The 19,021-nt window shown below is 48.0% G+C and carries 20 protein-coding genes; 14 read left to right on the top strand and 6 right to left on the bottom strand.

Annotated features, from left to right (window positions below):
• Positions 1-7 precede the first annotated feature (7 nt).
• The 4 genes from KNO72_RS04485 to KNO72_RS04470 all read left to right on the top strand — a co-directional run bounded on the left by KNO72_RS04485 (position 8) and on the right by KNO72_RS04470 (position 3,527).
• Positions 8-802, top strand: coding sequence for a TIGR00282 family metallophosphoesterase (locus KNO72_RS04485; RefSeq protein ID WP_214730606.1), 795 nt, complete (start codon positions 8-10; stop codon positions 800-802).
• 26 nt (positions 803-828) lie between these two features.
• Positions 829-1,089 (top strand): stage V sporulation protein S, encoded by a 261-nt coding sequence (locus KNO72_RS04480; protein WP_012726477.1) that lies wholly within the window; start codon positions 829-831, stop codon positions 1,087-1,089.
• Between the two features lie 166 nt (positions 1,090-1,255).
• Positions 1,256-2,332 carry an L-threonine 3-dehydrogenase gene (gene tdh / locus KNO72_RS04475; protein WP_214730607.1) on the top strand — a complete coding sequence of 359 codons (1,077 nt, stop codon included), beginning with the start codon at positions 1,256-1,258 and terminating at the stop codon, positions 2,330-2,332.
• 13 nt (positions 2,333-2,345) lie between these two features.
• Positions 2,346-3,527, top strand: a complete 1,182-nt coding sequence (locus KNO72_RS04470; protein ID WP_078147042.1) for a glycine C-acetyltransferase — start codon at positions 2,346-2,348, stop codon at positions 3,525-3,527.
• A 686-nt stretch (positions 3,528-4,213) separates the two neighbouring features.
• Here KNO72_RS04470 and KNO72_RS04465 read toward each other — a convergent pair.
• Positions 4,214-4,762 (bottom strand): DUF4256 domain-containing protein, encoded by a 549-nt coding sequence (locus KNO72_RS04465; protein WP_078147039.1) that lies wholly within the window; start codon positions 4,760-4,762, stop codon positions 4,214-4,216.
• A 141-nt stretch (positions 4,763-4,903) separates the two neighbouring features.
• The gene (locus tag KNO72_RS04460; RefSeq protein WP_214757366.1) at positions 4,904-6,061 is read right to left on the bottom strand and encodes an MFS transporter; all 1,158 of its coding nucleotides are present in this window, start codon (positions 6,059-6,061) and stop codon (positions 4,904-4,906) included.
• 231 nt (positions 6,062-6,292) lie between these two features.
• Here KNO72_RS04460 and KNO72_RS04455 point away from each other — a divergent pair, with 231 nt between their 5' ends.
• Positions 6,293-6,886, top strand: coding sequence for a GNAT family N-acetyltransferase (locus KNO72_RS04455; RefSeq protein WP_214757363.1), 594 nt, complete (start codon positions 6,293-6,295; stop codon positions 6,884-6,886).
• 34 nt (positions 6,887-6,920) lie between these two features.
• Positions 6,921-7,481 carry a histidine phosphatase family protein gene (locus KNO72_RS04450; protein WP_078147036.1) on the top strand — a complete coding sequence of 187 codons (561 nt, stop codon included), beginning with the start codon at positions 6,921-6,923 and terminating at the stop codon, positions 7,479-7,481.
• Between the two features lie 84 nt (positions 7,482-7,565).
• Here KNO72_RS04450 and KNO72_RS04445 read toward each other — a convergent pair whose 3' ends face one another.
• A complete protein-coding gene (locus KNO72_RS04445) occupies positions 7,566-8,570 on the bottom strand; it encodes a tyrosine-type recombinase/integrase (protein WP_214757360.1) in 1,005 nt (334 codons plus the stop codon).
• Between the two features lie 101 nt (positions 8,571-8,671).
• On the opposite strand from KNO72_RS04445, the gene hflX reads away from it, so the two are divergent.
• The 4 genes from hflX to glnA all read left to right on the top strand — a co-directional run bounded on the left by hflX (position 8,672) and on the right by glnA (position 13,108).
• Entirely contained in the window at positions 8,672-9,919 is a 1,248-nt protein-coding gene (gene hflX / locus KNO72_RS04440; protein ID WP_078147034.1) for a GTPase HflX, read from the top strand.
• 2 nt (positions 9,920-9,921) lie between these two features.
• Positions 9,922-11,220 (top strand): methionine gamma-lyase family protein, encoded by a 1,299-nt coding sequence (locus KNO72_RS04435; RefSeq protein ID WP_214757358.1) that lies wholly within the window; start codon positions 9,922-9,924, stop codon positions 11,218-11,220.
• 92 nt (positions 11,221-11,312) lie between these two features.
• Positions 11,313-11,720 carry a MerR family transcriptional regulator gene (locus KNO72_RS04430; protein WP_214757356.1) on the top strand — a complete coding sequence of 136 codons (408 nt, stop codon included), beginning with the start codon at positions 11,313-11,315 and terminating at the stop codon, positions 11,718-11,720.
• 47 nt (positions 11,721-11,767) lie between these two features.
• Positions 11,768-13,108 carry a type I glutamate--ammonia ligase gene (gene glnA / locus KNO72_RS04425; RefSeq protein ID WP_031423481.1) on the top strand — a complete coding sequence of 447 codons (1,341 nt, stop codon included), beginning with the start codon at positions 11,768-11,770 and terminating at the stop codon, positions 13,106-13,108.
• A gap of 88 nt (positions 13,109-13,196) precedes the next feature.
• Here glnA and KNO72_RS04420 read toward each other — a convergent pair whose 3' ends face one another.
• The 3 genes from KNO72_RS04420 to lexA all read right to left on the bottom strand — a co-directional run bounded on the left by KNO72_RS04420 (position 13,197) and on the right by lexA (position 15,324).
• The gene (locus KNO72_RS04420; RefSeq protein ID WP_214686890.1) at positions 13,197-14,072 is read right to left on the bottom strand and encodes an AraC family transcriptional regulator; all 876 of its coding nucleotides are present in this window, start codon (positions 14,070-14,072) and stop codon (positions 13,197-13,199) included.
• Positions 14,073-14,263: 191 nt separating this feature from the next.
• A complete protein-coding gene (locus KNO72_RS04415) occupies positions 14,264-14,704 on the bottom strand; it encodes a metal-binding protein (RefSeq protein ID WP_214757353.1) in 441 nt (146 codons plus the stop codon).
• Positions 14,704-15,324, bottom strand: coding sequence for a transcriptional repressor LexA (gene lexA, locus KNO72_RS04410; protein WP_214733559.1), 621 nt, complete (start codon positions 15,322-15,324; stop codon positions 14,704-14,706). Before lexA ends, KNO72_RS04415 begins: the two co-directional genes overlap by 1 nt.
• 203 nt (positions 15,325-15,527) lie before the next feature.
• Here lexA and KNO72_RS04405 point away from each other — a divergent pair, with 203 nt between their 5' ends.
• The 4 genes from KNO72_RS04405 (at position 15,528) to tkt (ending at position 18,965) form a co-directional block, all read left to right on the top strand.
• Positions 15,528-15,764 carry a hypothetical protein gene (locus tag KNO72_RS04405; protein ID WP_012726458.1) on the top strand — a complete coding sequence of 79 codons (237 nt, stop codon included), beginning with the start codon at positions 15,528-15,530 and terminating at the stop codon, positions 15,762-15,764.
• A 71-nt stretch (positions 15,765-15,835) separates the two neighbouring features.
• A complete protein-coding gene (locus tag KNO72_RS04400; RefSeq protein WP_012726457.1) occupies positions 15,836-16,480 on the top strand; it encodes a YneB family resolvase-like protein in 645 nt (214 codons plus the stop codon).
• 60 nt (positions 16,481-16,540) lie between these two features.
• Positions 16,541-16,774 carry a DUF896 domain-containing protein gene (locus KNO72_RS04395; RefSeq protein ID WP_078147028.1) on the top strand — a complete coding sequence of 78 codons (234 nt, stop codon included), beginning with the start codon at positions 16,541-16,543 and terminating at the stop codon, positions 16,772-16,774.
• A 199-nt stretch (positions 16,775-16,973) separates the two neighbouring features.
• Positions 16,974-18,965, top strand: coding sequence for a transketolase (tkt, locus tag KNO72_RS04390; RefSeq protein WP_041917901.1), 1,992 nt, complete (start codon positions 16,974-16,976; stop codon positions 18,963-18,965).
• Positions 18,966-19,021 lie beyond the last annotated feature (56 nt).

Below are 19,021 nucleotides of genomic sequence, written 5' to 3'. Positions count from 1 at the left end.
ACTTTATATGAAAATTTTATTTATCGGTGATGTGGTCGGGAAACCCGGTCGTGATATATTGACTAAACAAATCGGACGCTTGAAAGACAAATATAACCCGACGTTCATGCTCGTCAACGGTGAGAACGCGGCAAACGGTCGTGGTCTCACGAAAAAGATTTACCAACAATTTTTAGAGCTCGGCTTTCATGGGGTGACGATGGGAAACCACACGTGGGACAATCGTGATATCTTTGAGTGGATCGACGACGCCGACCGCATCGTCCGTCCGGCCAACTATCCGGGCGGGACACCTGGTGTCGGCATGATGAAATTGAAACAAAACGGGAAGAAACTGGCCGTGATCAACGTCATGGGAAATGTCTTCTTGCCGTCTCTTGACTGTCCGTTCCGTACCGTCGACCGTCTTGTCGAAGAAGTACGGGATGAGGTCGATGCGATCTTTGTGGATGTCCATGCTGAGGCGACAAGCGAGAAGATCGCCATGGGCTATCATCTCGACGGTCGCGCTCAAGCCGTAGTCGGGACGCATACGCACGTACAGACGGCAGATGAACGTGTCTTGCCGAACGGAACAGCGTACATCACCGACGTCGGGATGACCGGTCCACTTGACGGGGTACTCGGCATGGATGCATCCGTTGTTTTAAAAAAATTTATGACACAACTCCCAGTTCGGTTTGAAGTTGCCGAGGGACGGGAACAACTTAATGGAGTTTTCATTACAATCGATGATCAGACGAAACGAGCGACAAAAATCGAACGAATACACCTAGATGATCAGACCGTCTGGTTTGATTGAACAACCTACCCGAGGGGGAAACAAGAATGGACGTACTCAAAGTTTCGGCAAAATCGAACCCTAACTCCGTTGCGGGTGCTTTAGCGGGTGTGCTACGTGAAAAAGGAACGTGTGAGATACAGGCGATCGGGGCAGGTGCACTGAATCAGTCCATCAAAGCCGTCGCGATTGCCCGAGGCTTCGTCGCGCCTAGCGGTCTCGATTTGATTTGCATTCCGGCCTTTACCGATATTATGATTGACGGAGAGGAACGTACTGCCATCAAGCTCATCATTGAGCCACGATGAGCGGTCGGGACATAGGTCCTATTCTTGTGAAGAGGAGCCATCGGCGCGGATGGCTCCTCTTTTTTTGTGTTAATCGGACGTTCTATCTTCTCAGTTTCGTCATTTTATGACAAGATGATAAAGAACGTATCGTTCGATCATGAGAAACAAGAGGGGGACGTTTTCAATGGAACAACTTGTGTCAACCAAAGAGACGGAATCAACGACACCAGTAATGAAAGCGATTCAAAAACACACGGCCGGGTTTGGGGCAAAACTGGTCGACGTACCAGTTCCGACACCAGGACCTGGAGAAGTACTCATTCAAGTTAAAGCGACATCGATTTGCGGGACCGATGTCCATATCTATGAATGGGATGAATGGTCACAAAGTCGCGTCAAACCACCGTACGTATTCGGTCATGAGTTTTCGGGGGAGGTCGTTGCGCTCGGCGAAGGGACGAAACGGATCAAAGTCGGACAGGCGGTGTCTGCTGAAACACATATCGTCTGTCATCAATGTAAGCAATGTTTGCGCGGTCAGTACCACATCTGTAAAAACACAAAAATCATCGGGGTGGACACGCAAGGATGTTTCGCAGAATATGTCGTCATGCCTGAAGAGAATCTATGGGTGAACCCGGAGTCGATGCCAGCGAAACTCGCTTCGATTCAAGAACCACTCGGGAATGCTGTCCATACGGTGTTGGCGAGTGACGTGTCAGCCAAATCGGTCGCCATCGTCGGTTGTGGCCCAATCGGACTCATGGCGGTCGGTGTCGCCAAAGCAGCAGGGGCGAGTCGTGTCTATGCGATTGACGTCAATCCATATCGTTTAAAACTCGCCGAAGCGATGGGGGCAGATGTCGTCATCAACAGTTTAGAAGAGAATTCGCTCGAGTTGATTGAGCGTGAGACCGACGGAGACGGAATCGATGTCGTCTGTGAGATGAGCGGACACCCGATTGCCATCGATCAAGCGTTTAAGATGGTCACGGCAGGTGGGGACGTCAACGTCTTGTCACTTCCGGCTCGTCCGGTCGCCATCGACCTCACACGGGACGTCGTCTTTAAAGGGGTCCGCGTCCAAGGAATCACGGGCCGCAAGATGTATGAAACGTGGAGTCAAGTCTCGACGATGCTTGCGACGGGTCAGTTGGACGTCGAACCGATCATCACACACGTCTTCAAGCTCGAAGAGTTCGAAAAAGGGTTCGAACTCATGCGGGCAGGGAAATGTGGAAAGGTCGTCTTAATACCTTAAAGGGGGAAACAACATGGCATTTGAACATATTACAGAAGCAATCAATGAGATGAAAGAACAAGGGACGTTCCGTAAGCTCGTCCCGCTCGAATCGGCACAAGGGAATGAAGTGACAATCGATGGGAAGTCACTCGTTCAGCTGTCATCAAACAACTATCTCGGACTCGCGAATCACCCGCGTCTGAAGCAGGCGGCGATTGAAGCGGTCGAACATTACGGTGCAGGAACGGGATCAGTCCGTACGATTGCCGGGACGTTCGAGATGCACGAAGCGTTCGAGCGTGAACTCGCGGAGTTCAAACATACGGAGGCCTCACTCGTCTTCCAATCAGGATTCGCGACGAACCTCGGAGTATTGTCTGCACTTCTTGGACCGGAGGATGTCGTCATCAGTGACGCCCTCAACCATGCGTCAATCATCGATGGGATTCGCCTCACGAAAGCGGCTCGACGTATCTATAAACACGTCGACCTCGAAGACTTGGAGAAGGCGTTGAAAGAGACGCAGGACTATCGCACACGTCTCGTCGTGACGGACGGCGTCTTCTCGATGGACGGGAACATCGCACCGCTTCCGGCCATCGTCGAACTCGCAGAGAAGTATGACGCTGCGGTCATGGTCGATGATGCGCATGCATCCGGCGTCCTCGGGAAGAACGGACGTGGAACGGTCAACCACTTCGGATTGGACGGTCGCGTCGCGCTACAGGTCGGGACGCTCTCAAAAGCAATCGGTGTCTTAGGTGGCTATGTCGCCTGTTCACAAGATATTCGGGATTACTTGATCCACAAAGGTCGCCCGTTCCTCTTCTCGACATCACATCCACCGGCAGTCGTGGCGGCGAACCGTGAAGCGATCCGTGTGATGAAAGAGGAAGAAGAGCTGTTCGACAAGCTATGGGCGAACACGGAGTTCTTCAAGAACGGTCTACGTGACCTCGGTTTCGATATCGGACATGCGACGACACCGATCACACCGGTCATGCTCGGCGAAGAGACGCTTGCGCATTCATTCTCAGACAAGTTGAAGGAACATGGCGTATTCGCACAGAGTATCGCATTCCCGACGGTCGAGCGTGGGAAAGCACGCATCCGGACCATCGTCACAGCGGAGCATACACGAGACGACCTCGAACGGGCACTCGAAGCGTTCAAGACGGTCGCGGAAGAGTTAAATGTGACATTACACGCATAAACGAGGACTGCAGACAATCTGTCTGCAGTTTTTTAGTGGATTGGTCTATGAAATCGAGTATATTCAGATAGAGCACAGATGGGGTAAATCGAAATATAGCGCATTTCTTAATATTTCAATTACCGTAATTTTGTTTTAGATTACATATCAGAAATGAGGAAAGGCTATGTTTCAGCAAGGGATCTTTCAAGTGGGAATAGTATTAGATCGAGAGACGTTTTCGATTCTGACGATTTCACCACCATTCATCATAAATGTGATCTATAGTGTCTTGATTGTGATGTATGTCTTGTACTTTCAGAGTGAGGGTTGGAAAGGGAAATTGTGGAACGTTGTACTGATGTGCTACGCGCTCTTATTCATCTTTGTCTATATAGGAGCCTGGTTTGTGAGGCTGAAATACAACCTTACACCGAGTTTCAACGAGTCGTTCGCTCTCGAACCCTTTCCTGGATGGAAGATTTTTTCATACAATGGATTGAGAACGGTATAGAAGAACCGAATATGACAGCAAATGCGATTGCGTTTGGTGCGTTGCTGTTCTACTTCAGGAAGTTCAAGGGTAAATATACGTGGATATTAAGGCTTTTCGCAGTGATTCCTGTCAGCTTATTTTTCATCATATATATTCCGAAAGTCTTTAGTTGGTTATTGCAATAAAAAAGAAGCAAGGCGCAATGCCTTGCTTAAATCGTGATCATTCCTCTAAAACCTCGAGCGGCATAATAGGAATCTGCACCATTGTGGTAGACGAAGATGTGATCATAGCGACGGTCGCAGAACAGGGCGCCACCTTTTTGACGAATGGTGTCCGGTGTCTGAATCCAACTTGACGTCTTCAAATCGAATGCACCGAGCGTTTGTAAGTGTCGGTATGTTTCTTCATCGAGAAGGGTTATGCCCATCTGTTCAGATAGGGCGACCGCGCTTCCGGCGGGTTTGTTCTTCTTACGTGCCTCAAGAGCTGGTTCGTCATAGCAGAGACTTCGTCGACCGCTCGGACTCTCGGCTGAACAGTCGCAAAAAGCGAGGTCTCCGTTAGGGAGTCGAATCACGTCCGGTTCTCCGCCAGTCTCTTCCATCAAAGCGAGGGTGGTCAACTTATCTTGATTAATCTGAATTCGTTCCAATACGTCTGACCAGACGGCGTCAGGATGACGTTCAACGTTTTCGGTAAAGCGAGACTCTAAGGTATTTAGTAACTCGATGGTTTCTTCCTGTGAAAGTTTCGACATGGAAATCACTCCGATCATTTGTTTCTTTTAGTATACGATATGAATCGCTACAGGTTGTCTTTTCAATTGTGAGAATGGAGAATCTACCAGTTAGAAAATCATTTAAATAAGGCGCCCTCTCTTTGAGAAGGCGCCTGTTACTTATACAGAAGATGCGGTCAAAATGGACTGTTCGGTCAATCGCCCAATCCAGATTAACGGAAGGGTCAAAAATGCACCGAGAAGGTATACCGAATCAATCGGTAGCCTATCCGCAAGAAGACCGAACAATAAGCTTCCCATACTGAATGCGAGGGCATATCCCGTTTGTTGCACACTGTACACATAAGGAAGTTGTGTAGTCGAGATCTGTTCTTGAATGACGGTGTTCGTCTGAATGATGCGGATTTGTGTGGCTGCGCCTTGAATCACTAACGCCAAAATCGCAAACGCGAGATGCTCGGTCACGCCGAACAACAGAGCGGCAACAATGGATAAGACGGCAGTCGACGGTAGCGAGGGTGCTCGACGAGACCGATAAAGATAAGCACTCGCCGCGATCATACTAATCAAAAATGATGCGTTAAGCGTTCCCCACCAGCCTGTATCGACTTGCAGATGTCGCTCGAGATAGACGAGAAGCAACGCTGAAATCCAAAGCGTGTTGACAAATGATTCATACGTCACAAACCAAGTCACACGACGAGCGAATGGTGACGTTCTTACATAAGTAAGACTATCGCGTAAGGTAATCGATTCCTCCGTTCCATCATCGACGATGTCTTCCGTAAGCGATTGATAGAAGTAAATCGTCACAACCGTTGAAAGGCTGAAGAGAACGAGTGAAACGATTAATGCAAAGGCGCTAGACGAGAGAGAGACGAGCATCGTCCCGAGCGGCCACATCGCGAGTTGGATGAACTGGTTGGAACCTTGAACTAGGCTGTTCGCTTGTTGACGATTCGTCGCCAAACTTGGGATGAATGAGGCTTGAATCGGACGTGCGAATCCATCGAGAAATGCAATCCACATGACGAGGCCGAGAACAAGAATCGAATCCGTGAAGAGAACGAGAACAAGGGTGATCGTCTTCATCAGTTGTGACAGGACGAGCGTTTTCCCGAGCGAGTAGTGGTTGAGGATGCGGGCGAAAAAGAGTCCGCTGAGCGTCATACCGGCAGTCACGGCAATCGGGAAACTGGCCGCCATGAGAGCGGACCCAGTTTGTTGATACAGCAAGGCAATGAGCGCGACGATGTATAGGACATCGCCAATGTTTGCGAGCCATTGGCTAACGAGCAGTGTGTAAAACGATTTCATCACAAATCTCCTCCGAATCTATTTAATTTGGTAGGTTAGACGAATCGTTTTTACACATTTTCACCTCTTCATAAAATGATATTAAAATAATTATACAAAATTTGATTAATTCTGTAAACTTATCATATGGGTGAAATTGTTATATCAGGAAAGTTAGTGGATAAGAAGCAATTGCGTAGGTTACTTTAAGAAAGTGAATTGAAAAATAATGAATGATAGGGATGGAACCAGATGCTTGAGTATAAACTAAATGACGATATCACACTGAGAATGTTCAATACAGACGATGCGGACGAACTATTCGAGCTGACGATTGCATCGAAGCCTTATTTGCGAGAGTGGCTTGGCTGGCTCGACTATATTGAGACGGTGGAAGACTCGAAGCAGAACATAGAGGGACGAATTAAAGGGTTGATTGAAACGGGCGGGCACCCAAAATCGTTCGCTTTGATGTATAAAGGAGCACTGGCCGGAACAATTGGATTTAACGAAATCGATCGTGGTATCCAATGTGGCACAATCGGATACTGGCTCGGACAAGAGTTTCAAGGGGAAGGCATCATGAGTCAAGCGCTCGAGACCATCATCGAGTATGGGTTTCAAGATTTGAAACTAAATAAAATTGAGATCCGAGTCGCGACAGAGAATGTGAAGAGTCGGGCACTTCCGGAACGATTCGGCTTTAAGAAAGAAGGGGTCATTCGAGATGCGGAGTGGCTGTATGACCGTTACGTCGATCATGTCGTCTACGGGTTGTTGAAACATGAATTTTTGCAGCTAAACCATCATTCTAAAGCTTTTGATGAGGCTGGACATCGTATGTAAACAACGACGAGACATTTTAAAAGGGGACTACTGAATGACAACCATATATTTTGTCAGACATGCACATTCTACCTATACACCAGACGAATTCGCCAGACCGTTATCTGAGAAAGGAATGCATGATGTTGCTGAAATTACAAACCTTCTAATCGATGAGGGGATCGATATCGTGACTTCGAGTCCATATAAACGAGCCGTTCAAACCGTAAAAGGCATCGCGGATTATCTTGGACAGGACGTTGTAGTGTCGGATGATTTGAGAGAGCGAACCTTGACTTCAGAACCGGCTAAAGACTTTACAAGCGCGATGGAGACCGTTTGGGAAAATCCTGCGTTCGCATGGGAAGGGGGAGAGTCGAACGATCAGGCTCAATCTAGAGGGGTAGAGGCTCTCATATCACTGCTCAGTACATACGAAGGGAAAAAAGTGGTGCTCGGCACACATGGAAATATTATGGTTCTCATGTTGAATTACTTTGATGAACAGTATGGATATGAATTTTGGAAAGAACTCGACATGCCGGATATCTATAAGGCGACTTTTGAGAACAACACATTAATGAGTGTCGAGAAGTTATATAAACCTCAAGGTTAGAAATCGATTGACTATAGATGGTAAGGATCAAGTTGTCTTCGTACCATTGGATAACCTGAAATCGTACAGACCAAGACCCGCCCTTCACGAGAGGGCGGGTCTTTCGTCTGACTCAAATAACTCAGTTCCGAACTCTTCATACGCCTGTTCATACCGGCGGAGGGAAGATTCCTTATGCATACAGGTGATATTCATCCGCTCGGATGGTGTCAGATCGGCTGCATATGTCTTCAACACATGGGCGTTTCGAAGCATCGATGGCGTGACGGAGCGCGCGAGTCCACTTCGTTCGTTCAACTGCCGCATCATTTTCGTAATCATGACGATCGTCAATTGCTTCGGTTGATTCTTCGCATACACCCAGCGGAACGTCATCCGGGCAAAATCGAATGAGACGAAGACCGGGTCTTCTGAATACCAACGTGGTCGTACCGGGGTCGGGATATCAGCCAAATAATTCATGAGCAACGATTGATCTTCCTGTGACAGCTTCAACGTGAAACGGTTTCCGAGACGATCATACACGTCGAAGGTGTGATCGACCAGATGCAAGTCGCTCATTCGCAAACGAATGATGTGATGGACACGTAATCCATATTTATAGAAAAGCGTCACAATCAGTTCGTTCCGATTGACGAGATAAGGATGAGCTTGGAGCTGATTCTCACTCAGTCCTCTCGTCGAACGAATCGTTTGAACGAGTCGGTCGAATTCAGATTCGAGTGCGACTTGGTCGACTGTCAACGTATGTGCCGGTTGGGAATAGGCAAGCATCTTTTTACGAAGCGGATTTAAAAATTGAGTCAGGCTATTGATGACCGTGACGATTCTTGCGACGGTCGCCTGTTGATAGTGCTTCTCTTCGATTAAGAAGTCATTCACGAATGTCTTCCACGATTCGAGCGGAACGTCTAACCAGTCCGTCGGTTCGTTCAGTTCGACATTGTGGTCGTGAAAGTATTTATGCACGTCAATCAAGTCGTAGCGATATCGCTTAAGCGTCGAGGGTTGACGACCGCTGGCGCCGAGATGATAGAGGTACGTTTCAATAAATTCCGGGAGCGGGTAGTCTTTTCTTCGTTTCGTCATGGTCGAGCCTCCTTCTTCCTTTATCCTACCACAAACGGACGTTCTCGATACGCTGATTCGTGGTAAGATGGAAGGTGAGACTTTATGGAATGAGGGATTACATGATTGAACGTGAAAAAGTTGTCATCGTCGGTTGTCAGTTGCCTAGTACCGATGATTGGACATATGAACAGTCGATGGGCGAGCTCGTCGAACTCGTGGACACGGCGCAAGGCGAAGTCGTTGCCAGACTCGACCAAAAGCGTCAACAAATCGACCGTCGTACCTTTATCGGGAAAGGGAAAATCGAGGAACTCGCGATGCTCGTCGAACAGTTCGAGCCGGACTTATTGATTTTCAACGCCGAATTGACACCGGCACAGTCGAAAAACATTCGCATCGCCTTGAACGACCCAGATGAGATGAAGTTGATTGACCGCACACAGCTCATCTTGGACATCTTTGCGAGCCGTGCGCAATCGCGCGAAGGGAAATTGCAGGTCGAACTCGCGCAGATGAACTATTTGCTGCCGCGTCTCATCGGTCAAGGCACACAGCTTTCGCGACTCGGTGGTGGAATCGGGACGCGTGGTCCTGGTGAGACTAAACTTGAATCGGATCGTCGTCACATCAAGCGCCGCATCGATGAAATCACGAAACAGCTCGAGGGGACAGTCGCACACCGTGGACGTTACCGAGAACGCCGAAAAGAAAACAGGGTATTCCAAGTCGCGCTCGTCGGGTATACGAATGCTGGGAAGTCGACAATCTTTAACCGATTGACCGATGCCGACACGTACGAGCAGGATGAATTGTTTGCGACGCTCGACCCGTTGACGCGCGAGCTCGAACTTCCGCGAGGTGGGAAGGTACTGATCACAGATACGGTCGGATTCATCCGTGATTTGCCGACGAAACTCGTTGCCGCGTTTCGTTCGACATTAGAAGAAGTTGTCGGTGCCGACTTGATCCTTCATGTCATCGATGCATCGAACCCACATTATCTGAATCAAATCGATACGACGAATGCGGTATTAGAGGAACTCGGTGCGAGTGAGGTGCCTCAGCTCGAGGTATATAATAAGAAAGACCGTCTCACGGAAGACTTCGTCGGCGGACCGCTATTGATCTCGGCAATCGCCTCGGAAGATATCGTGACGTTGACAGGTGCTCTCGAGGATAAGATTGCGGACATTTTGACAAAAGTCCATGTCATTCTCCCGGTGACGGCGTTTGAACACTATCACCCGGCCAAAGAGGCGATGTATCGTCTTGAAGAGAGCTTTTTAGATGACGGTTCTGTCGAATTAGTAGGTTATATGAGAGAAGACACGCGTCTATACGCGACGCTAAAACAATTTGAGGTGTAAGTATGTGGCAAGAAAAGATTGAACATTATGATGCGCTCGCGCCGTTCGTAAAAAAAGCGGAGGCACGGGTCAAACCGTTTTTCGAAAGGATTGACGAGACGGCCGAATTCAACCAGTATCGCGTCCTAGAATCGTTTAAAAAGTATAAAGTGTCGGATTTTCATTTTAATCCGACGACGGGATATGGGTATGACGATATCGGCCGGGACACGCTCGAATCCATTTATGCGGATGTGTTCGGAGCCGAGCTCGCGCTATGCCGACCGCAGATCATCTCCGGTACCCATGCAATTGGGATTGCCTTGTTCGGTGTCCTTCTACCAGGCGATGAGCTGCTCTATATCACGGGGAAGCCGTATGACACGCTTGAGGAGATTGTTGGCATCCGTGGCGATGGTCGCGGTTCGTTGAAAGAACTCGGTGTCCATTACGATACTGTCGAGTTAAAAGAGGAACGTGAAATCGACATCGACCGCGTCATCGAACGGATCCGTCCTGAGACGAAACTAGTCGGGATTCAGCGATCGAAAGGGTATGCGAATCGTCGCAGTATCCCAGTCGATGAAATCAAAGTCGCCATCGAACGGATCAAAGCGGCACATCCGCATGTATATGTGTTCGTAGACAACTGTTACGGTGAGTTTGTCGAAACAATCGAACCGACGCATGTCGGGGCTGACTTGATGGCAGGTTCCCTCATCAAGAACCCAGGCGGTGGATTGGCGAAGACGGGTGGTTATATCGCTGGTACGAAAGAGTTGATTGAACGCTGTTCGTTCCGGATGACGACTCCAGGTATCGGAAGTGAAGCCGGACCATCACTCTACTCGCTTCAAGAGATGTATCAAGGCTTCTATATGGCACCTCATACAGTCGCACAAGCATTGAAAGGGGCGCATTTGACGGCAAGTCTTTTGTCGTTGATCGGATTCGAAACAGACCCCCACTATACGACCCCACGAACGGACTTGATTCAGTCAGTGACGTTCCGTGACCGCGACAAGATGATTGCGTTTTGTCAGAGCATCCAAATGGCATCGCCGGTCAATGCTCATGCGTTACCGGTGCCGGCCTATATGCCAGGTTATGAAGATGACGTCATCATGGCAGCTGGGACATTTATTCAGGGATCATCCATCGAGCTGTCTGCCGATGGTCCGCTTCGGGCACCGTATACAGCGTACGTCCAAGGTGGTCTGACGTATGCTCACGTAAAAGTCGCGCTCATGTTGGCGTTGAGCCAATTACACGGTAAAGGATTGGTCAAATTCAATGACCAAAATCAGCCGACACATTTGTAACTAATCTGTCATGTTAACTTTATTAACATCTATTGACAGGATTGTTGTCATATATTATTCTCACATTGTGAGACAGAAAAGGAGGGGTAAGGATGGCCGATCAATTTCGTCGCTCCAACCCGTTGTTTCCGATTGGAATCGTCCAAGATTTGACGCAACTGACAGGTAGACAGATTCGGTATTACGAAGAACAGGGTCTGATTTCGCCTAGTCGGACGGAATCGAAACGACGACTTTATTCCTTTAATGATGTCGAACGTCTACTCGCAATCAAGGATTACATTGATCAAGGCTTTAACTTGGCGGCGATTCGCCACATGTTAGAGCAAGAAGGTGAAAAAGAAGCGGAGGAAGCATCTGCTCCGACCGCACCGGTCAGTGAAGCACCGAAGGTTTCGGAAAAAGAGTTACATCATTTGTTGAAAACACAGCTTCAAGAAGCCGGTCGTTTCAATAAGACGTCGCTCATTCAAGGTGAGCTTTCACGTTTCTATCGATAACGCCGCACACATCAACCATTACGCAATGTGAGAGGGGACATTTTACCATGGCCAGAAAAACGTTCACAAAAGAAGACATTAAACGCATCGCACAAGAGGAAGACGTACGCTTTATTCGTCTTCAATTCACGGACATCCTCGGAACAATCAAAAACGTCGAGGTGCCGATCAGTCAATTGGACAAAGCACTTGATAACAAGATGATGTTTGACGGATCGTCAATCGAAGGATTCGTCCGCATCGAGGAATCAGACATGTACTTGTATCCAGACCTCAACACGTGGGTTGTCTTCCCGTGGACAGATGGCAGCGGAAAAGTTGCTCGCTTAATTTGCGATATTTATAACCCAGACGGCACACCGTTCAGCGGTGACCCGCGCGGTACACTCAAGCGTAACCTTGAGAAGATGCAAAAACTTGGTTTCACAGCGTTCAACGTTGGACCAGAGCCAGAGTTCTTCTTGTTCAAAAAAGACGCATCAGGTCGCCCGACTCTTGAACTCAACGACCAAGGTGGATACTTCGACTTGGCACCAGTTGACCTCGGTGAGAACTGCCGTAAAGAGATCGTCATCGAACTTGAAAACATGGGCTTTGAAATCGAAGCATCACACCACGAAGTAGCACCAGGACAACACGAAATCGATTTCAAATACGCAGATGCTGTCACGACGGCAGATAACATCCAAACGTTCAAACTCGTCGTTAAGACGATTGCAGCGAAGTATGGTCTTCACGCGACGTTCATGCCGAAGCCGCTCTTCGGTGTAAACGGTTCAGGGATGCATGCGAACATGTCACTCTTCAAAGGCGACACAAACGTCTTCTACGATCCAAACGGCGACATGGAACTTTCAGACACAGCTCGCGCGTTCACAGCCGGTATCTTGGAGCACGCTCGTGCCTTCACGGCAGTATGTAACCCGACTGTGAACTCATACAAGCGTCTCGTACCAGGCTACGAAGCACCTTGCTATGTTGCATGGAGCGCACGTAACCGTTCGCCACTCGTACGTGTACCAGCGGCACGTGGTCTCTCGACTCGTATCGAAGTACGTTCGGTTGACCCGGCGGCGAACCCGTACCTTGCACTTGCTGCCCTCTTGGCTTCAGGTCTTGACGGGGTCGAAAAAGATTTGAATGCACCTAAACCAATCGATAGCAACATCTACGTGATGGACAAGCCAGAGCGTGTAGCAAACGGAATCGACGATCTCCCGGCCACACTCTTCGACGCACTCGAAGTCCTTCGTGCGGACAAAGTCGTGATGGACTCACTTGGTGAGCATATCGGTGAACACTTCCTCGAGTTGAAAGAAATCGAGTGGGATATGTTCCGTATGCAAGTAACAGAGTGGGAACGCGATCAGTACATGACGCTCTACTAAATAGAAGAGATACATTAAAGAGTATGGAGCATCCCTCAATTTGGGTTGTCCATACTCTTTTTGATAAATCATAATAGCGGAGATATCTTTATGATTCCGGCTCTTCTCTAACCTTCACAGGGACCCAAACCTCGCTATATACGTTGTCATATCCTGTTTCTATTTTGCTAAATGAAATGCTTGGTAAGTCTTGAAGTGCGTATCCCGAAGAAGGTAACCATTCTGCATAGGTTCTTGCCATCGTCTCTTGTAGAGTGCTTGGGAATGGTCCAGTGTTCGGGAAGATTGCCCATAAACTTTTTGGGATTGAGATCACTTCGACATCGTCATACTTAATTTCTCTTGTCGTGGCAAAACCGATCATATGTGTCAAATAACCTTCTTCTTCTAAGTGACCGTCATCAAAGTTGAACGATACGTTCAAGGCACGATGCGGATATAAATTGCCCAATTCATGCATGTGAGCCCGTTGCTGTTCCGTAATCGACTTCGCGAGTTCCATGATTTCTTCGTTGACTCCCTCGAATTGAATAGGGACACGCTTTGAAACTCCAACGATTTGAAAAGCTTCTTTTTCTTCTAACTTGAACTCCATTGATGTTCCTCCTTTTATATCGATATAAAACGTGAAGCGAGGGAACGACTTTTGAATGTGATTCTTCATGACTTCAGAAGGCAAATGACCAGACCAATCTCGAAACGCTCTGGAAAACCCTTCGACCGATTGATATCCATAGAGATATGCGATTTCTGTTACGCTTGAACCATGAACCAATTTTTCATTTGCGATAGAAAACCGTCGATTTCGTATATAAGTGTGAAGTGTCATTCCTGACATATACGAAAACATTCTCTTAAAATGATGAGCAGATAGTCCGGTGATTTTTGTGATCTCTGAATCTAAGAGTTCTTCCGTTAAGTGCTGTTCGATAAAGTCCATCAGCTCATTTAATGCTTTTACCATCAAGTTCTCCTCCTTCATAGTTTGACAATATCGGATTTCTTCCAACTCATCTCGATAATTTGCGTGCAGGAAAGATCGGGTCGTATTAGTTTAAGCATTTCATTCATAAAATGGATACTCTATAACACGTTATCATTCCAATTAAAACAAAGGACCACCTTCTGTACTTCACGAAGGTGGTCCTTTGTTGGTTAAAACGCTTTTTTGAAAAACGTTGAAGTATAGTCGAGCGTCGTATGCAGTGTCGTCGCAAACACGAGCCCTAAAAAGAAAGACATGCCATGAATGTCCACCCATGAGCGGATTGCCTCTTCGTATGCCGTGAAGGGCAAGATCAGCACGAGCGGGAAGCCGATATACGCAATCCGAATCACATCACTCAAACCAGGTAAGTGTGAGAAGAGCGAACGGTGCGGCATAAGCTTTACGTAAGGGAGCCAGATCAATTTGAGTGGTCCCCATCGATAATAGGCGTCTGATTTTAAATCGAGGTCCGGGGAGAGCCAGAGTGTACCGATAATGGCGCCGATGATCAAAGAGAATGGAACATCGATTTCAAGAAAAGGCGTGGCAACCGCGAGTGCTCCGGTTGCCACGAGATTCGTACGGGTATGGGTCTTGCCACTAGCCATTAATGAATCGTCCGGTATACACCGATAACCTTCCCTAAAATCGAGACGTTGTCAAAATACATCGCTTCTAACTCGTCGTTCTCCGGTTGAAGGCGAACCTTTGAAGCTTCTTTGTAAATTCGCTTCACGGTCGCTTCGCCTTCTTCCGTCATGGCGACGACAATCTCTCCATTGTCGGCCGTGCTCTGTTGGCGCACGAGCACCCGGTCCCCGTCCAAGATGCCTGCGTTGATCATCGAATCCCCAGAGACAGACAACATGTATACATTATCTGACCCGACGATATGTGCCGGGAGCGGGAAGTGTTCTTCCACGTTCTCGATGGCGGTGATCGGTGTCCCGGCAGTGACCTTCCCGATGACCGGTACGTACATGACGGACTCTTGCTCTTCTATTGACGGCATATCGTCAGTCAAAATTTCAATCGCGCGAGGTTTCGTCTTATCTCGACGAATCAATCCGCGTTTCTCTAAACGATCTAGATGACCGTGTACGGTCGAACTAGATGCTAAACCGACGGCTTCTCCAATTTCACGAACAGAAGGCGGATAACCTTTAGCCCGTACTTCGTCTTTGATGAAATCAAGAATCTGTTGTTGTCGCGCTGACATTTTTTTCATTATGTTCACCTCGATATAATCGAATAACCTGCAATCGCATCCTATTCTTTATGTGTCTAGTGTAACACAAGAACACATGAGCGTACAAACATTCGTTCGTTTTTTTGTGTTGACCGAACACGGGTTCTTGTTTTATGATGAGAACAGATAAACGAACAAACGTTCTAACGAACATATATTCTTATACGGGAGGCAATTCAATCATGAAAGACACACTCAACGGAATCATTTTAGTCGGGATGCTCTTGGTCGGGATGTTCGCTTTTTATTTGGCTGGTGAAATGCGAGGGGAACCAAAAGTTGTCGATCCGGTCGTCACGTCAGAGCGGACGATTGAACAAGAGGTCGCGTACGTCGAAGCGGAATCGCTCGAAGCACAGATCATGGCAGAGCGTGAAGAGCATAACGAACGAAAAATGAAATGGTATGCCGCTGAGTGATTGTTCTTCATTGCGAACTATTCTTGAACTGTGTATCGTAACAAATGAATGCAATGAAAGGGAGTGGTGCGATGCGAGTCGTCATCTATTGCCGGGTATCGACGAACAAGTCTACCCAAGAGACATCACTCAGTCGGCAAGTCGAAGAATTACAGCAGCTGGCTTCGGGATTAGGGGCCGACGTCATAGATGTCATCACAGAGCAAGAGAGCGGTTATGAAGTCAATCGGCAAGGGCTACTTGATTTACTTGACCATGTATCCACTTCTCAGCTCGATGCTGTTCTCGTCACGGATGACAGTCGTTTAGGACGAGGGAATGCCAAGATTGCGATTTTGCATACTCTAATGAAGCATGACGTGCGATTGCTGACGATGCAGTCGACGTCGGACTATGTCGTTTCCGATGCCGAGAAGATGGTATTGGAGATTGTCAGTGTTGTCGAAGAGTATCAGCGTAAGATTCATAACGCTAAAATTTCTCGCGGGATGCGCCGTGCCGTCGCCAACGGATTTAACCCACAGCGCAATATTCAAAATAACGATCAAGGCGGGCGACATCGAATCGAAGTGCCGATTGAAGAGATTATTCAATTACGCGAGCGTGGCTTGACGTTTGCTGAGATTGCGGCGACCCTTCGAGGATTTGGTTATGAAGTCTCGAAAGCGACCGTCAATCGACGTTATCTCGAGCACCAGTCAGTAGCTGAAACTTGATTCTTCCTCTTTGATTTTGTAAAGTATAAGAACAAATTCACTAGAGAGGGGGCGAGTCAGATGTTAGCACCAGGACAATTGGAGCGAATCAATTTCCTCGCCAACAAAGCGAAGACAGAAGGACTGTCTCAAGACGAAATGAACGAGCAACAAGACTTGCGTCAAGAATATTTGAAGGCGTTTCGTCAATCGTTCAAATCACAGATGATGGGGATGAAAGTCGTCGACCCAGATGGGAACGACGTTACCCCAGAGAAGTTGAAAGAAGACCAAAAACGTTATCGCGGTGAGTGATTCCGAATGCACATCCTATTTCGTATAGGATGTGCATTTTTGTTATACACGAACACGCATCAGACGAACGGATTACACGCTATTTCATACAATAGAAGGAAACGATTTCACCAAATGTGTTATACTAATTAATTAGTTGTGACACACGATTGAGTGTGATAAAATATGACGGGTAGAAAACCTTCTTAACACAGAGAGGATGAAATTAGTGGAAACAACTACTAAAGAATTATTAGCGATTAACTCGATTCGGACGCTCTCAATTGATGCGGTCCAAAAAGCGAACTCTGGTCACCCAGGGATGCCGATGGGCGCTGCCCCAATGGCGTTTACACTTTGGACAGATAAAATGCGTCACAACCCGAAAAACCCGAACTGGTTCAACCGTGACCGTTTCGTGCTTTCAGCGGGTCATGGATCGATGCTCTTGTATTCGCTCCTTCACTTGTCTGGCTATGATTTGTCGATGGACGATTTGAAATCATTCCGTCAAATGGACTCGAAAACACCTGGTCACCCTGAGTACCGCCACACGGCTGGGGTAGATGCGACGACGGGCCCACTTGGACAAGGGATTGCGATGGCTGTCGGGATGGCCATGGCAGAGAAACACTTAGAAGCGACTTACAACCGCGACGAGTTCAACGTCGTTGACCACTACACGTTCGGCATTTGCGGTGACGGAGACTTGATGGAAGGTGTATCTGCTGAGGCGGCTTCTCTTGCAGGTCACTTGAAACTTGGTAAACTCGTCGTTCTTTACGATTCAAACGACATCTCTCTCGATGGCGACCTTCATAAGTCATTCTCTGAAAGCGTAGAAGACCGATTCAACGCTTACGGATGGCAAGTTATTCGTGTCGAAGACGGAACGGACATCGATTCAATCGCAAAAGCGATTGATGCTGCGAAAGCAGAGACGTCGAAGCCGACATTGATCGAAGTCAAAACGGTCATCGGATTCGGTTCACCGAACAAGTCGGGTAAATCGGCATCACACGGTGCGCCACTTGGAGACGCTGAAATCGAATTGACGAAACAGTTCTACAAATGGGAAGGCGAGTCATTCTACGTTCCAAACGAAGTATATGACTTATTCAACGAGAAAGTTGTCGAGCCTGGTGCGAAATATGAGTCAGACTGGAACGAACTCGTTGAAGCGTATAAAGCGGCACACCCTGAGCTCGGAGCACAGTTCGAGCGTGCGATGAACAATGAGCTTCCTGAAGGTTGGGATAGCGAGTTGCCGACATTCGAAATCGGTTCGAAAAAAGCAACACGTCAAACGAGCGGTGAAGTGTTAAACGCAATCGCAAAAGCAGTACCGACACTCTTCGGTGGGTCGGCTGACCTTGCCGGATCGAACAACTCGATGATCAAAGGTGCGGCAGACTTCGATGAAGATCCAGCTGGCCGTAACATCTGGTTCGGTGTTCGTGAGTTCGCGATGGCTGCAGCTGTGAACGGTATGGCCCTTCACGGTGGTGTCCTTCCTTACGGTGCGACGTTCTTCGTCTTCTCGGATTACCTCCGTCCTGCAGTCCGTCTCGCAGCACTTATGGGACTTCCATCGACGTTTATCTTGACGCACGACTCAATCGCAGTCGGTGAAGATGGCCCAACGCACGAGCCGGTCGAACATTTGATGAGCTTCCGCGCGATGCCGAACCTCTCTGTTCTTCGTCCTGCTGACGGCAAAGAAACGATTGCAGCTTGGAAACAAGCAGTGACATCGAAAACGACTCCTTCACTTCTCGTCTTGACTCGTCAAGCGTTACCAGAACTCGAAGGTACATCTATTGAAACGGCAGCAAAAGGAGCTTACGTCGTTGCAGGTGAATCGAAAGATGCAGACGTTCTCTTGCTCGGTACAGGTTCTGAAGTACACGTTCTCGTTGAAGCGCGTGAACAGCTCGCGTCAGAAGGTGTGAAAGCGGCAGTCGTCTCGATGCCATCATGGGAACTCTTCGAAGCGCAATCTGCAGAGTACAAAGAATCTGTTCTTCCATCTTCAGTCACGAAACGTGTATCACTTGAAGCGGGTGCGACACTTGGATGGTACAAATATGTAGGATTCGGTGGTAAAGTGCTCGGAATCGACAAGTTCGGAGCATCTGCACCTGGTGACCTCCTCATGAAAGAGTACGGCATGTCAGTCGACAACGTCGTCAATGCAGTAAAATCACTTTAATCTCAAGTTAGATTGTTGTGACGGCCAATTGTTTGGCCGTCACTTTTTTTCTGGAC

Source organism: Exiguobacterium sp. s123, from assembly GCF_018617075.1.
Classification (GTDB): domain Bacteria; phylum Bacillota; class Bacilli; order Exiguobacteriales; family Exiguobacteriaceae; genus Exiguobacterium; species Exiguobacterium profundum.
Note: the sequence above shows the minus strand (reverse complement) of the source record. Positions and strands in the feature narration are given on the sequence as shown.